At 64.8% G+C, this 15,047-nt stretch carries 17 protein-coding genes and 1 tRNA gene; 9 read left to right on the top strand and 9 right to left on the bottom strand.

Going from position 1 to position 15,047, the window contains the following annotated elements; genetic code table 11:
• Positions 1 to 11 precede the first annotated feature (11 nt).
• From ACLB0R_RS14840 to pspA, 4 genes are read right to left on the bottom strand one after another with little or no spacing between them, the layout of a single operon-like run.
• Positions 12 to 311, bottom strand: coding sequence for a hypothetical protein (locus ACLB0R_RS14840; RefSeq protein WP_416644125.1), 300 nt, complete (start codon positions 309 to 311; stop codon positions 12 to 14).
• Positions 312 to 335: 24 nt separating this feature from the next.
• Positions 336 to 713 carry an envelope stress response membrane protein PspC gene (gene pspC / locus ACLB0R_RS14845; RefSeq protein WP_416644126.1) on the bottom strand — a complete coding sequence of 126 codons (378 nt, stop codon included), beginning with the start codon at positions 711 to 713 and terminating at the stop codon, positions 336 to 338.
• The gene (gene pspB / locus ACLB0R_RS14850) at positions 713 to 1,003 is read right to left on the bottom strand and encodes an envelope stress response membrane protein PspB (RefSeq protein WP_416644127.1); all 291 of its coding nucleotides are present in this window, start codon (positions 1,001 to 1,003) and stop codon (positions 713 to 715) included. The genes pspC and pspB overlap by 1 nt, the downstream gene beginning before the upstream one ends.
• A 1-nt stretch (position 1,004) precedes the next feature.
• Entirely contained in the window at positions 1,005 to 1,673 is a 669-nt protein-coding gene (gene pspA / locus ACLB0R_RS14855; RefSeq protein ID WP_416644128.1) for a phage shock protein PspA, read from the bottom strand.
• A gap of 170 nt (positions 1,674 to 1,843) precedes the next feature.
• Between pspA and pspF the strand changes: the two genes are divergently transcribed.
• The gene (gene pspF, locus ACLB0R_RS14860; protein WP_416644129.1) at positions 1,844 to 2,908 is read left to right on the top strand and encodes a phage shock protein operon transcriptional activator; all 1,065 of its coding nucleotides are present in this window, start codon (positions 1,844 to 1,846) and stop codon (positions 2,906 to 2,908) included.
• A gap of 114 nt (positions 2,909 to 3,022) precedes the next feature.
• Positions 3,023 to 3,643 carry a superoxide dismutase gene (locus tag ACLB0R_RS14865; protein ID WP_416644130.1) on the top strand — a complete coding sequence of 207 codons (621 nt, stop codon included), beginning with the start codon at positions 3,023 to 3,025 and terminating at the stop codon, positions 3,641 to 3,643.
• 5 nt (positions 3,644 to 3,648) lie between these two features.
• Here the strand turns inward: ACLB0R_RS14865 and ACLB0R_RS14870 are convergent, their stop codons facing one another.
• From ACLB0R_RS14870 to ACLB0R_RS14890, 5 genes are read right to left on the bottom strand one after another with little or no spacing between them, the layout of a single operon-like run.
• A complete protein-coding gene (locus ACLB0R_RS14870; protein ID WP_416644131.1) occupies positions 3,649 to 4,902 on the bottom strand; it encodes a dihydroorotase in 1,254 nt (417 codons plus the stop codon).
• Complete coding sequence (locus tag ACLB0R_RS14875; RefSeq protein ID WP_416644132.1) at positions 4,899 to 5,888, bottom strand: aspartate carbamoyltransferase catalytic subunit; 990 nt, start codon at positions 5,886 to 5,888, stop codon at positions 4,899 to 4,901. Before ACLB0R_RS14875 ends, ACLB0R_RS14870 begins: the two co-directional genes overlap by 4 nt.
• Positions 5,889 to 5,900: 12 nt before the next feature.
• Positions 5,901 to 7,112 (bottom strand): cation:proton antiporter, encoded by a 1,212-nt coding sequence (locus tag ACLB0R_RS14880; RefSeq protein ID WP_416644133.1) that lies wholly within the window; start codon positions 7,110 to 7,112, stop codon positions 5,901 to 5,903.
• Between the two features lie 16 nt (positions 7,113 to 7,128).
• Positions 7,129 to 7,587, bottom strand: coding sequence for a Holliday junction resolvase RuvX (ruvX, locus tag ACLB0R_RS14885; protein ID WP_416644134.1), 459 nt, complete (start codon positions 7,585 to 7,587; stop codon positions 7,129 to 7,131).
• Positions 7,584 to 8,696, bottom strand: a complete 1,113-nt coding sequence (locus ACLB0R_RS14890; RefSeq protein WP_416644135.1) for a DUF3089 domain-containing protein — start codon at positions 8,694 to 8,696, stop codon at positions 7,584 to 7,586. Before ACLB0R_RS14890 ends, ruvX begins: the two co-directional genes overlap by 4 nt.
• Before the next feature lie 152 nt (positions 8,697 to 8,848).
• Here ACLB0R_RS14890 and gatC point away from each other — a divergent pair, with 152 nt between their 5' ends.
• The 7 genes from gatC (at position 8,849) to tig (ending at position 15,002) form a co-directional block, all read left to right on the top strand.
• Entirely contained in the window at positions 8,849 to 9,136 is a 288-nt protein-coding gene (gatC, locus tag ACLB0R_RS14895; protein WP_416644136.1) for an Asp-tRNA(Asn)/Glu-tRNA(Gln) amidotransferase subunit GatC, read from the top strand.
• Between the two features lie 121 nt (positions 9,137 to 9,257).
• Positions 9,258 to 10,742, top strand: a complete 1,485-nt coding sequence (gene gatA / locus ACLB0R_RS14900; RefSeq protein WP_416644137.1) for an Asp-tRNA(Asn)/Glu-tRNA(Gln) amidotransferase subunit GatA — start codon at positions 9,258 to 9,260, stop codon at positions 10,740 to 10,742.
• Complete coding sequence (locus ACLB0R_RS14905) at positions 10,739 to 11,068, top strand: hypothetical protein (RefSeq protein ID WP_416644138.1); 330 nt, start codon at positions 10,739 to 10,741, stop codon at positions 11,066 to 11,068. Before gatA ends, ACLB0R_RS14905 begins: the two co-directional genes overlap by 4 nt.
• Positions 11,061 to 12,527 carry an Asp-tRNA(Asn)/Glu-tRNA(Gln) amidotransferase subunit GatB gene (gatB, locus tag ACLB0R_RS14910; protein ID WP_416644139.1) on the top strand — a complete coding sequence of 489 codons (1,467 nt, stop codon included), beginning with the start codon at positions 11,061 to 11,063 and terminating at the stop codon, positions 12,525 to 12,527. The genes ACLB0R_RS14905 and gatB overlap by 8 nt, the downstream gene beginning before the upstream one ends.
• Entirely contained in the window at positions 12,524 to 13,111 is a 588-nt protein-coding gene (locus ACLB0R_RS14915) for a hypothetical protein (RefSeq protein WP_416644140.1), read from the top strand. The genes gatB and ACLB0R_RS14915 overlap by 4 nt, the downstream gene beginning before the upstream one ends.
• Before the next feature lie 76 nt (positions 13,112 to 13,187).
• Positions 13,188 to 13,272: transfer RNA gene (locus ACLB0R_RS14920), tRNA-Leu, on the top strand.
• A 164-nt stretch (positions 13,273 to 13,436) separates the two neighbouring features.
• Complete coding sequence (tig, locus tag ACLB0R_RS14925) at positions 13,437 to 15,002, top strand: trigger factor (protein WP_416644141.1); 1,566 nt, start codon at positions 13,437 to 13,439, stop codon at positions 15,000 to 15,002.
• The last annotated feature ends 45 nt before the right edge of the window (positions 15,003 to 15,047 follow it).

The following is a 15,047-nucleotide window of genomic DNA, read 5'->3' on the forward strand; positions in this document are numbered from 1 at the left end:
GTCGGACGCGCTCAGCGCAGGCTGTCAATCTCGCGCGCGGTGCGCTCTGCGGGGTCAGTGGCGATGCGCTCCAACACCCGCAGCCGCTCCTCCAGCCTCCCGACCTGGCCGGTCAGCCGATCATTCTCGGCAGCCAGCAGTTCGATCTTGCGCGCGTCTTCGAGAGAGCCTTGGCGCGCCACCGGCTTGCCTTCGTCATCCTCAAGTGGGTAGCCGTGGCGGGCACGGACCCAATTGTTGGCGACCCAGGCCAGCGGGCCGACCGTGACGGCGGCGATCGGGATCAGGATACTGAGTTCATGAAGGGACATGGCGTTGTTCCTTAAGGGCTTAGATCAGCGCAGGCTGTCGATTTCGTCCGACAGGCGCGTGTTGCGGCTGGTGTACATCGTCTCGATATCAGCGAGGCGACGATCGATGTCGCGGAACTTCGAGCGAACCTCGGCGGTCGAACGGCGCGGGTTGGAGCGCACGCCCTGCCAGAATTTCGCGTCCTCCTGCGTGTCATACAGGCCGATCGGCTTCTTGTCGGCGATCGCGCCGGCGGCGATATAGGCCAGGGCCATCCAGCCGCTGGTGGCAAAGGTCAGCAGAACCATGCCGATGCGAACGAAAGTGACGTCAACCCCGGTATAGTCGGCAATGCCGGCGCACACGCCCATCCATTTGCCGTTCTGCTTATCGAGGTAGAATTTGGTGCGACTTGCACTCATCAGTTCCTCCTATTGATTTCGTAGCTGATCGCTTCGGGCGGCAGCGTTTCGGGAGTGCCGCCCAACCGGTAATCGGGGTGGTCGGCGGCAATGATGCGTTCGATCGTCATTAGCCGGTCTTCCAGTCGGCGGGCGGTGTAGTGCAGCTCGTCGAGCAGCTTCTCGTCTTCGCCCGTCAGCGTGCCGACCTGCTTCCACTTTGTGACATAGTGGAAGATCAGCCACGGCAAGCCGATGAAGATGCTGACGATCGCCAGCATGCCGCACATGATGCCAAGCACATTCTCCATCTCAGTCGGCCTTTCCGATGCGCGCCTTCAGCGCGGCGAGTTCGGCATCGACTTTCTCGCTCGACTTCAGCTCGGCGATTTCCTCCTCGAGCGTCTTCTGCGGGCCGCCCAGGCTGAGCGCATCGGCGCGGCCCTCGGCAAAGTCGACGCGGCGCTCGAGCAGGTCGAAGCGTGAAAAGGCTTCCTGCACCTTGGGGCCGGCATAGGCCTCGCGGATGCGGATGCGGTTATGCGCGGTTTCCAGCCGAGTCATGATTGCCGTCTGGCGCGCCCGTGCCTCGCGCAGCTTGGTCTGCAGCTTGGCGATGTCTTCCTCGGCGGCGCTCAGGGCATCGTCGAGCACCGCGATTTCGGCGGTCAGTTGGTCGGCCATGTCGGCCGCCTTCTGGCGCTCGACCAACGCCGCCTTGGCGAGGTCCTCGCGATCCTTGGACAGGGCGAGCTCCGCCTTTTCGGTCCAGCTTTCCTGGAGCTTTTCGAGTTTGCCGATATGGCGGCGCATTTCCTTCTGGTCGGCGATGGTGCGCGCGGCGGAGGCGCGAACCTCGACGAGCGTTTCCTCCATCTCGAGGATGATCATGCGGATCATCTTGGCCGGGTCTTCCGCCTTGTCGAGCAAATCGGTGACGTTGGCGGCGATGATGTCGCGGGTTCGCGAGAAAATACCCATGGGACTCGATACTCCTTGACCGTCTGACTTGGCGGGCCGTTCGCCGCCATCGGAAAACTGTTGAGCAGAAAGCGTGCCAAATCAGAAAATGGCTTATTTTCGGGCTTTCTGGCTGTATTGGGCAAACATTACGCTTGCCAAGGCTTCGCAAAATGCGCCAAGGATTGGGAATGGATCGAGCGGTGCAGACCATTGGCCAATCGAGCGTGTTTCTCGATGCGCTGGAGCGCGCCAGCCGCGCCGCCGCGCTTGACCGGCCGGTGCTGGTGATCGGCGAGCGTGGCACGGGCAAGGAACTGGTCGCCGAGCGCCTCCATCGCCTCAGCCCGCGCTGGGATCAGCCGCTGATCGTGATGAATTGCGCGGCGCTGCCCGAAACGCTGATCGAGGCGGAACTTTTCGGCCACGAGGCGGGCGCCTTTACCGGCGCAACCAAGGCCCGCGCCGGCCGCTTTGAGGAAGCGCATGGCGGCACCTTGTTCCTCGATGAGCTCGGAACGCTTTCCATGGCGGCGCAGGAGCGGCTGTTGCGCGCGGTCGAATATGGCGAGGTGACGCGCATCGGTTCCTCCCGGCCGATCAGGGTAGACGTCCGCATCGTTGCGGCGACCAACGAGCATTTGCCCGACAAGGTCGCCGAAAACCGCTTCCGCGCCGATCTGCTCGATCGGCTGAGCTTCGAAGTCGTCACCTTGCCGCCGCTGCGCGCGCGGGCAGGCGACGTGATGGTGCTTGCCGAACATTTCGCGCGGCGCATGGCGTCCGAGCTTGGCTGGGAGCGCTGGCCGGGGTTCAGCGCCGGCGCGATCGATGCGCTGTGCGAATATCAATGGCCCGGCAATGTCCGCGAGCTGCGCAACGTCGTTGAGCGCGCCGTCTATCGCTGGGATGAGGGGCTGGGGCCGATCGATGTGATCGAGTTTGATCCCTTTCAGTCGCCCTGGCGGCCAGCGCGATTGACGGCGGAAGGCACGGTGACGGCGGTCGCCACGACGGCATCGGTCACCTCGGTTGCGACGGTCGAGAGCGATGCCGCGCCGGCTGACCGCCGCGCGGCGCTGGGTGGTGAGGGCCCGAGCGACTTCAAATCCCGCATCGCGCGTTTTGAGCGCGAGCTGTTGAGCCGCGCGCTGGCGGAACATCGCTTCAATCAGCGCGCCACCGCTGAAGCGCTGGGCCTGAGCTACGATCAGCTTCGACATGCGCTGCGTCGGCACGATTTGCTGCCCAACTGACCGACAAATCGCAGCCCTTAGCCACGAATCGGTTGCGCATCGGCGCCTGCGGACCCAATTGAGCAGCCGTGACGTTCAGTCGGCGTCGGTTGCCGTATAACAGGAGGATCAGCCATGGCCTTTGAATTGCCCGCTCTGCCTTATGCCAAGGATGCGCTTGCGCCCGTCATGTCGGCGGAGACGTTCGATTTCCACCACGGCAAGCACCACAAGGCCTATGTCGACAAGACCAACGGCATGCTCGTGGCCAATGGGCTGGAAAATGCCAAGCTTTCCCAGGTGATCGAGTTTGCCAAGGAAAAGGGCGACAAGGGCCTTTTCAACAACAGCGCGCAGATCTGGAACCACACTTTCTTCTGGCACTCGCTGACGCCGAACTATCAGGCGCCGTCGGGCAAGCTCGCCGAGCTGATCGCCAATGATTTTGGCTCGACCGAGGAACTGGTGAAGGCGTTGGTTGCGGAGTCGACCAACCACTTCGCTAGCGGCTGGGGCTGGCTGGTGCTCGACGGCGGCAAGCTCAAAGTCACGTCGCTCCACGATGCCGACACGCCGGTGGTGTATGAGGGGTTCAAACCGCTGCTGACCATCGATGTGTGGGAGCATGCTTATTACATCGACTACCGCAATGCCCGCCCCGGCTATTTGGAAGCGGTGACGAACAAGATCCTGAACTGGGAATTCGCGGCGCAGAATCTCGACGGCGAGGGCGTCAGCCGCGCCGACCAGGGCTGATCGGATCAGCGGAGGGGCGGCAACTCCAGGCGGATGCCGCCCTTCACCAAGTGGCGTACTCGGCTCTGTACCGGCAGTCCGTCGAAGGGCGTGTTGCCGGCGCGGGCGATCATACGGTCAGCGACGATCTGCCACGGCGCATCGGGATCGAAGGCAAGCAGGTCGGCGGGCGCCCCTTCCACGAGCTTGCCGCCATCCAGTCCCAGGATGCGTGACGGGTTGGCGGCGAGCAGCTGGAATAGCCGGTCGATCGGCAGATAACTGTCGCGGACGAGGCCGAGCGCGAGCGGCAGCAGCGTTTCCGCGCCGGACATGCCCGGCATCGAGTCGGCAAAAGGCAGGCGCTTTTCCTCCGGCCCGCGCGGATCGTGGCCCGATGACAGCACATCGATCGTGCCGTCGCGCAGTGCCGCCAGCGTCGCTTGCCGGTCGCTTTCGGCGCGCAACGCCGGCGATAGGTGCGCGAAGGTACGGAAATCGGTCATCGCGATATCCGACAGCAGCAGGTGCGCGGGCGTGACGCCGCAGGTCACCGCAACGCCACGGCGTTTGGCGGCGCGGATCAGATCGAAGCCCGCCGCCGTCGTCACCTGGCGGAAATGAACGCGCGCGCCGGTTTCCTCGGCCAGCATCAGGTCACGCGCGATCGCAAGCGCCTCGGCCAAGGCGGGCGCTGAGGCAAGCCCGAGCCGCGTCGCCGTCTCGCCCTCGGTTGCAACAGCTGCACCAACGAGCCCGCCATCTTCGGCATGCGCGATCACCGCCTGATCGAGGTCGCGCGCATAGGCGAGCACCTTGCGCATCACGCCCGCGTCGCTGATCCAGCGCCGCCCGGTGCCGACGGCACGCGCTCCGGCTTGCGCGTTGATCGCCATTTCGGCGAGGTCGGTGCCGGCAAGCCCGCGCGTTGCGGCAGCGATAGGGTGAATCCACAAGCGCGGTCGACCGATCAGCGCCGATCGCTGGACAATGCCGGGATCGTCGAGCACTGGCGATTGATCGGGCATCAGCCCGATGCGGACGATGCCGCCGGCATGGCACGCTGCTACATCGACCGAGAAAACGCCGAGATCGACGATCGCGGGTGCAAGCATAAGGCCGTCAAGGTCGATGACTTCAACGTCGCCGGGAATATCGATCGTGCCCATAGCGGCGATGGCGCCGTCGCGCACCAGCAAGCTGCCCGGCCGCAAAGCATCCGGTAGTACCAGCCGCGCATTGGTAAAGGCGAGGGGAGGCGGCGGGAGCTTGGTCGTCATGCCCAGCCCTCCACGCCGCGCGCGCGTCGCGTCAGCACGTCCAGGCACGCCATGCGCACGGCGACGCCCATCTCGACTTGCTCGGTAATCGCCGATCGCTCGGGATGGTCGGCAACCGCCGAGCTGATTTCGACCCCGCGGTTCATCGGTCCGGGGTGCATCACCAGCGCGTCCGGCTTGGCGCGCCGCAGCCGCTCGGTATTGAGGCCGTAGCGCAAGTGGAATTCGCGGGTGGAGGGGATGAAGGCGCCTGACATCCGCTCATTCTGCAGACGCAGCATCATCACCACATCGGCGCCGTCGAGCGCGGCGTCGAAATCGGTGAACGGGGTCACGCCCATCCGCTCGATTGCCGCGGGCATCAGCGTGGAAGGCGCGCAGACGCGCACCTCGGCGGCCAGCGCAGTCAGCGCCAGGATGTTCGAGCGCGCAACGCGGCTGTGCAGGATATCACCGCAGATGACGACGCACTGCCCCGCAATCGACCCGCGCCGCCGCCGGATGGTGAGCGCGTCGAGCAGCGCTTGCGTAGGGTGCTCGTGCCGACCATCGCCCGCATTCAGCACCGGGCAGGCGACCTTATCGGCGATCAGTTGGACCGCGCCCGAGCTCATATGGCGGATGACGATCACATCGGCGCGCATCGCGTTCAACGTCATCGCCGTGTCGATCAGCGTCTCGCCTTTCTTCACGCTCGATTGCGCGGCGTGCATGTTGACGACATCGGCGCCGAGCCTTTTGCCCGCGATCTCGAAGCTCAACAGCGTCCGCGTCGAATTCTCGAAGAACGCGTTGATCTGCGTCAGTCCCTCGAGCCGCTTGTCGCTCTTGGCATGGCCGCGATTGGCATCGACCCATTGCTCGGCCTCATCCAGCAGAAAGATAATCTCGTGCGGCTGGAGCCCGGCGATCCCGGTCAAATGCTTGTGCGGGAAAACGGCGCCGCCCGGGATGAGGGTGGCGGGGCGATGATCGGCGCTGGACATTAAAGCTGCCGCTTAGACGCGCGCCGGCTCCCGCGCAAGCGCCTCGCGCCGCAGCCGCGCGAGCACGGGCGTCGCCGCCGGAATGCTCAGCATCGTGCTCATCACCGCCATCAACAGCAGCGCGGTGAACGCCGTGCTGGTGATGATCTGCTTGTCGAGCAGGATGTTCACGAAAATGATCATGATCAGCGCTTTGGTCTGCAAGAGCAGGCCGACGAACAGCGCTTCCCCCTTGCGCCAGCCAAGCAGCCGCCCGGCTATGCCGACGCCGGCGAGCTTGCCCGCGACCGAAGCTGCCAAAAGAAGCGCGGCGGCGCCGAACACGGCCATGCCACCCATCGTCCAGGTAGTGCGCAGCCCGGTCGACAGGAAAAACACCGGCATGATCGCCAGCAAAATGTGATCGCGGAACAAGTCCATCGTCTCGGTCTCGAACAGCTCGGCATCGAGCACCGCGCCCGCCAGAAACGCCCCGACCATGAAGTGCAGGCCTGACCAATCGGCGGCATAGCAGCAGATCGCCAGCCAGATCAGCCCGACATACCAACGGTCGCGCGGCGGAATGGCGCGCAGCAGCCGGCGGACGAGGATCGCGGCGACGGCAAAGCCAATGAGGAAAGCGGCTTGCCGGCCGACACGCTCCCAATCGAGCAGGATCAGCGCCAACACGCCCCAAATCGCGATGTCGTCGAGGCTGGCATAGCGGAGGATGCGCTGGCCGAGCGGCTGGCGCAGCACGCCAAGCTTCTGCAGGAACAATACCAGGATCGGCAATGCCGTGACGGCGCACGACATGCCGATGCCCAGCAGCACCTGCCAATAATTGCCCTTAGGCCCGATCCAGCCCGGCGCCTGAAGGAGCACCATGCCAGCGGCGGCGCCAAAGGCGAGCGGCGTCACCAACGCGAGGCTCGCGGTCGTCGCCGTCTCGGCGCGATGTCGCCACGCCGCGCGCAGGTCTAGTTCGATGCCCGCTACCCAGACGAACAGCATGACTGCCCACCAGGCGATGCCGTTGAGCGCGCCGACAACTTGCGGCGTAAAGATCGTCGCGTAATAGCCGGGGAAGGCCGCGCCGAGCACGCCGGGGCCGAGCAGAATGCCGCCGACGATCTGCACCACCACCAGCGGCGCCCAATAATCGGTCCGCCCCAGGCGCCAGACGAGATAGGGCACGGTGAAGATGATGATCATCGCCACCAGAAACAGTTCGGATGTGCTCATACCCGGCGCGCGCCCCTCAGCCGACCAGCGCGTCGATCGCGCCTTGCAGGATGTGCGCGGCCGCCAATGAATCGATGCGTTCGGCGCGCTTGGCGCGGCTCATGTCCTGTTCGATCATTACTCTCTCTACCGCAACCGTCGACCAGCGTTCGTCCCACAGCAGAATCGGCAAGGCAAGGTCATCGAGATTGCGGGCGAAAGCGCGGGTCGATTGGGTACGCGGGCTGTCGGTCCCGTCCATGTTGAGCGGCAGGCCGATGACGATGCCTTTTACTTGCTGCGCACCGATCATCGTCGAGAGCGCGGCCTTGTCGGCAGTGAACTTGGTGCGGCGGATCAGCTCGGCAGGGCTCGCAAAGCTCCAGCCGGCATCGCACAGCGCGGTGCCGATCGTCTTGGTACCGACATCGAGGCCGATCAGCCGGCCACCATCGGGCAGCGCCGCCCGGAAAGCGGCAATGTCGCTCGTGATCATCGCGCCCCGAATGCCGAGACGCGGCGCGCGGCGTCGGCACGGACGTTGGCCCAGAACAGGCTGTAATCGAAGACGTGGTAGTTGTTGCCGGGCAGGACATAGCTGTTGATGCCCTCCGGCGTGCCGCCGATTAGCAGGAAGCCACGTCCGTCGCACCGCGCCGGCACCTTGCCCGCGATCAGCGTCGCGGCGCTGAGATCGGCGGAGGGCACCAGCGTGCCGAGATTGGCCGAGGCGGGCGCAGCGCTATCCGGCGCCCCGGTCAGCGGATTGGTGCAGATCATCGGCGTACCGCGTCGCGACTGGCCGTTGAAGCCGGTCGTCGCGTCATACACGTCGGTGATCATCGCGGGATCGGCGGGTTCGGCGAAGCTTTGCCATGAGAGAATGCAGCCCGCCTGAGTCGGCCCGCGGCATTCGGGCAAACCCATCAGCGGCAGATCGGTGGTGCGCGAGATCGGCCAGCCGACGACATAGGCCGCGACGATGCGGCGTTGCAGCGCGGTGCCGGCAATGCGCTCTTTCAACAGCCGCGCCAGATGCAGCGATCCCTGGCTGTGGCCGACGAGCATGATCGGGCGCGACGGCCCCACCTCGCGCAGGAATTCGTCGAATGCCGCCACCACGTCCTGATAAGCGAGATCGAGCGCCTGATGCGCTGCCTGCTCCGTGGTGAGGAACGCACCGAACGTCGCCTGCCGATAGCGCGGCGCCCAGATGTCGCCGACCGTGTTAAAGGCGGTCACCTGGCCGCGCAGGAACAGCTCGGCACGTTCATCGGCTTCGGCGTCATGGAGCGGCGCATTCCAAGCGGCGCGATTGAGGTACGATGTTGGGTGGATGTAGAACACCGCCACCGCGCCGCGCGTTGTCGCGGGACTGGCGCCGGCCGGCGTCCACAGCGCGGGGTTGCCCGCGATGTCCGGCCGCGCGATCCACATTGCCTTGTCGCGGTAGCGGTCCGACGATAGCGGCGCCTGCGCCTCGAACGCGACGCCCGGCACCAAGGCCGCGCGCATGATTTGCACGCCGAACATCCGAAAGGCGAACAAGCCCGAAATGCCAAGCACGATAAGGATCGCCACCAAATAGAGGAACTTGCGCGCCACGCGGGCACTCTCCAGCGGTCTGTCACTCGGTTGGGGTAAGGCGGCTGCCCGGCCCGCCGCGCTCCCTGCCTGATCGGCGTGCGCAAGGCAATGGACGGCTCGGCGCGCGTTAGACGTTGCGCGTCGTCGCGCCGCGCGCTAGCCGCGCCGGCATGGCAGTCGATATTCCAACGGTAAAAAAGATCGCGAGCCTCGCCCGCATCGCGATCAGCGAGGACGAAGCAGCGCGCATCGCGCCCGAGCTCGACAATATCATGGGCTGGATCGAGCAGCTGGGCGAGGTCGATACGTCGGGCGTTGCGCCGATGACGGCGGTCATCCCCAATCACCTGCGCCTGCGCGACGATCTGGTGACCGACGGCGGCATCCGCGACGCGGTGCTGGCGAACGCACCGCAGGGTGAGCACGGTTTCTTTACCGTGCCCAAGGTGATCGAATGATGCGGCCTGTTTCCGTCATCCCAACCCTTTCCGTCATCCCAGCGAAAGCTGGGATCGTATGCCGTATCGCGATGTCGCCAGCGACCCGAGCTTTCGCTGGGGTGATGATGGGAGCGGGCGAATGACCGACCTCACCGATCTCGGCGTCGCGGCGATCCGTGACGGGGTGCGCGATGGCGCCTTCTCCGCGGTTGAGGTTGCCGAGGCATTCACCGCGAAAGTGGCGGCTGCCAAGCTGCTCAATGCCTTCATCGTCGAAACGCCTGACCACGCGCTTGCCGCCGCCGAGGCCGCCGACGCGGCGCGCGCGGCGGGTGAGGTGCTGAAGCCACTCGCCGGCGTGCCGATCGGCATGAAGGACCTGTTCTGCACTAAGGGCGTGCAGACCACCGCCGCCAGCCACATCCTGGAAGGCTTCACGCCGGTCTATGAATCGACCGTCTCGCAGAAATTGTGGGACGCGGGCGCGGGCATGCTCGGCAAGCTCAACATGGACCAGTTCGCAATGGGCTCGTCCAATGAGACGAGCTATTTCGGCAATGTCATCTCGCCGTGGCGGCGCAGCGATGGCGGCAATGCGCCATTGGCGCCCGGCGGTTCCTCGGGCGGCAGCTCGGCGGCAATCGCGGCGCGCTTGTGCCCGGGCGCGACCGGAACCGATACCGGCGGCTCGATCCGCCAGCCCGCGGCCTTCACTGGCATTGCTGGTATCAAGCCGACTTACGGCCGCTGCTCGCGCTGGGGCGTCGTGGCGTTCGCGTCCAGCCTTGATCAGGCCGGGCCGATGGCGCGCGACGTGCGCGATTGCGCCATCCTGCTCGAAGCGATGGCGGGCTTCGATCCCAAGGACGCGACCAGCCTCGACCTGCCGGTGCCGCGATGGGAAGCGGGCTTGTCGGGCGATTTGCGCGGCAAGCGCATCGGCATCCCCCGGGAATATCGCGTCGACAACATGCCGCCCGAAATCGACGCGCTGTGGCAGCAGGGCATCGCCTGGGTGAAGGATGCTGGCGCCGAGGTGGTCGAGGTGTCGCTGCCCCACACCAAATACGCGCTGCCGGCCTATTACATCATCGCGCCGGCGGAGGCCTCGTCCAACCTCGCGCGCTATGACGGCGTGCGCTTCGGTCTGCGCGAGCTGCCCGAGGGCGCCAATCTGCAGGACATGTACGCGGCAACGCGCGCGGCGGGCTTCGGGCCCGAGGTCAAGCGCCGCATTATGATCGGCACCTATGTACTGTCGGCGGGGTTCTATGATGCCTATTTCACCCAGGCGTCCAAGGTGCGGACGCTGATCGCGCAGGATTTCGACCGCGCCTGGGAAAGCTGCGACCTGCTGCTCACTCCCACCGCGCCGAGCGCTGCCTTCGCGCTGGGCGAGAAATCGGCCGATCCGATCGCAATGTATTTGAATGACGTCTTCACCGTGCCGTCGAGCCTCGCCGGCCTGCCCGCGATGAGCGTGCCCGGCGGTCTCGACACGCAGGGCCTGCCGCTGGGGTTGCAGATCATCGGCAAGGCGCTTGACGAACAGGGCGTGCTGAACGCTGGGCTGGCGATAGAGGAGCGGGCCGGGTTTGCCGCGCGGCCGGAGGCTTGGTGGTGAGCGTTGAGCCACTGAAGGTCGAGGTCACGCCTATAGATGGCTGGGGATTTTTCGAGCGAGATTTCGGAACGCTAGCCGACCCTTTCGAGGCGGACGTTGTACGGGTGGGCCCGGGGCCACTGGTATTAACCTATGGCTGGCAAGGGACTGCTCGCGTGACGCATCACCGCTATGCTGGACGTCCAGTTCTACTCACGCCGCGTAACACGCCGTTCGCCGGGGTCGTCGTTCTCAGAGTATTTGATCGCGAAATCGCGATCGGCGCAGAAATATTGTTCGATGGTATGGCCGACACGGCCGGTCTCAAGCGAGATTTGCATGAGTGAATACCGCATCCATGGCGAAACCGGCGAGTGGGAGGTCGTGGTCGGCCTCGAGGTCCACGCGCAGGTGACCTCCAACGCCAAGCTATTCTCCGGCGCGGCGACCGCGTTCGGGGCGGAGCCCAACACCCAGGTCAGCCTCGTCGATGCCGCCATGCCCGGCATGTTGCCCGTGCCCAATCGCGAGTGCATCCGTCAGGCGGTGCGCACCGGCATGGCGATCGAGGCGCAGATCAACAAATGGTCGCGGTTCGATCGCAAGAATTATTTCTACGCCGATCTGCCGCAGGGCTATCAGATCAGTCAGCTCTATCATCCGCTGGTGGGCGAGGGCGCGATCAAGATCAGCCTCGACGACAAGAATCCCGATGCCGCCACCAAGACCATCGGCATCGAACGCATCCATGTCGAGCAGGATGCGGGCAAGCTGATGCACGATCAGCATCCGACGCGATCCTATGTCGACCTCAACCGCTCGGGCGTTGCGCTGATGGAGATCGTCAGCCGGCCCGACATGCGCTCGCCACACGAGGCAGGCGCGTATCTCGCCAAGCTGCGCTCGATCCTGCGCTATGTCGGGTCGTGTGACGGCAATATGGACCAGGGATCGATGCGCGCCGACGTGAACGTCTCGGTGCGTAAGCCCGGCGAGGCCTTCGGCACGCGCACCGAGACCAAGAACGTCAACTCGGTCCGCTTCGTGATGGCGGTGGTCGAGCAGGAAGCGAAGCGGCAGGTCGAGGTGCTCGAAAGCGGCGGGCGGATCGTCCAGGAAACGCGGCTTTACGACCCCGATCGCAACGAAACGCGGTCGATGCGGTCGAAGGAAGACGCGCATGATTATCGCTACTTCCCGGATCCCGATCTGCTGCCGCTCGAATTGGACGACGCGTTTCTGGAGGAATGCCGCGCCAGCCTGCCCGAGCTGCCCGACGCTAAGCGCAAACGCTACGAAGCGCTGGGGATCAGCGCTTACGCCGCCTCGGTACTGACTGCCGAGGTGGAAGCGGCGCGCTGGTTCGACGCGTTGCTCGACGCGGGCGCCAAGCCGGTGCAGGCAGCGAATTGGGTGACGTCGGAGCTGTTCGGCGCGCTTAATCGGCTGGGCAAAGACATCGAAGACAGCCCGATAACCCCCGCCCAGGCGGCCGAGCTGCTGACGCTGGTCGCCGACGGCACGCTCTCCAACACCCTCGCGAAGCAGGTGTTCGAGATCATGCTCGAAACCGGCCAGAGCCCCGGCGCGATCGTCGAGGAGCGTGGGCTCAAACAGACCAGCGACACGGGCGCGATCGAGGCGGTGATTGCCGAGGTGCTCGCGAAGAACCCGGGCCAGCTGGAGCAGTACCGCGCCGGCAAGGAAGCGCTGTTCGGCTTCTTCGTTGGCCAGACGATGAAGGCGATGGGCGGCAAGGCCAATCCGGGCGTAGTCAACGAATTGTTGAAGAAGGCGCTGGGTTGATCCGCGCCGTTGCTCTGGCGGCGCTGCTTGCCGGGGTGATCGCGGCCAATCCAATCAGCGCGCAGGCACTGCCCCCAGCGCCGAGCTACTATATCTTCGCCGTCGACGCATCATTCGGTCCGCGCGCCAAGATCGGTGCCAAGCGCGCCGGGCTGCTCTGCATACCTGCCGGTCCACTGCGCTGGCGTGATGTCGACAATGGCGGCGTCAGTCATCTCGGCGCGATGCTCGGCGCTGCACTCAACCGGGCGGGCCTCCATGCGCTGTCGCGCGACCGTGATGTCTTTGAGACTGGCGGCCCTGATGCCGATTACCGGGTCGTGGTTACGATCAAAGGCATCGATGCATCGGTTTGCGCGCCGCATTGGGGGCTTGGCGGCAAGCGTGCCTATGACGGTCACGGGCGGATCGCGCTGCGCTGGCAAGTCTATTCCCGTGCGACGCGGGCAATTGTCGACGACTGGGAAACGCAATCGACGTTCCAGCTTGATCGGCATAACGACGAGTCGTTTATCAAAACCGCGCTAGACGGCGTTGCTCGCGATTTTGCCGATCATGAGGCGAAACAGGGGCGTCGGCACTAGACCTGATCTCGCCCAAATGCCCCGCTTGCCCCGGCTCGCATCGCTGCTATAGAGCGCCGCTCGGCGGTGTCCTCTCGCGGGCGTGGCGGAACTGGTAGACGCGCTGGATTTAGGTTCCAGTATCGCAAGATGTGGGGGTTCGAGTCCCTTCGCCCGCACCAGTTGCGCTGACTCGAAAATGTCAGGGGGACATTTTCGGCAGCGCAACTCCCGAGCGCAAGCGAGGGGTGTCGCCTTGGCAACTCCCGAGCGCAAGCAAAGGGGTCGCCGCAGCGGCCTTTCCCATCGGTGAGGTGGCCGCCACCAGGAAAGACGAAAGATAGAGATGCAGACTGTCGAGACGTTGAACGAAGGCCTGAAGCGCGCTTACACGCTGACCATCACCGCCAAGGAGCTCGAGCGCCGCGTCGAGACGGAGATCAAGCGCGTTGCGCCGCAAATCCGCATGCCCGGCTTCCGGCCCGGCAAGGTGCCCGCCAATCTTGTCCGTAAGATGCACGGCCCGGCGCTGACGCAGGATGCGCTCAACAATTCGATCCAGGAAGGCATTCAGCAGCTGATCGCCGAGCAGAAGCTGCGCCCGGCGATGCAGCCTTCGGTCGAACTCGCCGAGGGTTTCGAGATCGGCAAGGATGCCGAGCTGAAGGTCGAGCTCGAAGTGCTGCCCGATGTGCCGACGCCGGCGATCGATGGCATCAAGCTCGAGCGGCTGACGGTCAAGGCGAGCGACGATACCGTCAATGAGCAGTTGAAGCGCTTCGCCGATCAGCAGAAGAATTGGGAAGACGCCAAGCCGACCTATAGGGCAAAGACCGGCGATCTCGTCGTCATGGATTTCGTCGGCAAAGTCGATGGCGTCGCGTTCGACGGCGGCACGGGCGAGGATATGTCGGTCGAGATCGGCTCGGGCCGGCTGATTCCGGGCTTTGAAGACCAGATTATCGGCGTGAAGACGGGCGACGAGAAGACGATCAACGTCACTTTCCCCGACGATTATTCGGCGGAGAATCTGAAGGGCAAGGCCGCGACCTTCGACCTGACGATCAAGGCGGTGAAGACCGCCGGCGAGACCAAGGTCGATGACGCAATGGCCAAGTCGCTTGGGCTTGAAAGCCTGGAGCAGCTGAGCGGCCTGATCCGTGGTCAGATCGAGCAGGAGCTGAACGGCCTCACCCGCACCCACATGAAGCGCAAGCTGCTCGACCAGCTCGCCGCCGGGCACGATTTCCCGGTGCCGCCGTCAATGGTCGAGGCGGAATTCCAGCAGATCTGGGCGCAACTCGAGCATGAAGCGACGCACGAGGCCGACCCGGCTGCCGCGATCGCCGAGCTCGAAGCCGAGCGTGACGATTACCGCGCGATTGCCGAGCGCCGCGTGCGCCTTGGCCTGCTGCTGTCGGAAATCGGCCAGGCCAATGGCGTCGAGGTGACGCAGCAGGAAATGAACCGGCTGATCGCCCAGGCCGCGCAGCAATATGGCCCCGAAGATCGCCAGCGTTTCGTTGAGTATATCCGCAACGAGCCGATGGCCGCAGCCCAGCTCCGCGCGCCGCTTTATGAAGACAAGGTGGTCGACTGGCTGTTCGAGCAGGCTGAAGTCAGCGAGCGCGAGGTCACGCGCGAAGAGCTGGAAGCGGCTATCGAAAGCGATGACGGCTTTGCGACCGGCACGCACACGCACGATCACGATAATCACAAGCCCAAGGCCAAGAAGGCAACGGCGAAGAAGGCCAAGGCCGATGACGCTGCTCCTGCTGAGGCAGAAGCCGAAGCTGATACGCCGAAGGCCGCCAAGAAACCTGCCGCCAAAAAGGCGAAAGCCGACGAGGCAGCGCCGGATGAGGCAAAGCCCGTGAAGAAGCCCGCGGCCAAGAAAGCGAAAGCCGAATAGGTCTGTCACCTCGCGCGATGTCGGAGAATTGAACTGCGTCGCCTC

Source organism: Sphingomonas sp. GlSt437, assembly GCF_048015635.2.
GTDB lineage: Bacteria > Pseudomonadota > Alphaproteobacteria > Sphingomonadales > Sphingomonadaceae > Sphingomonas.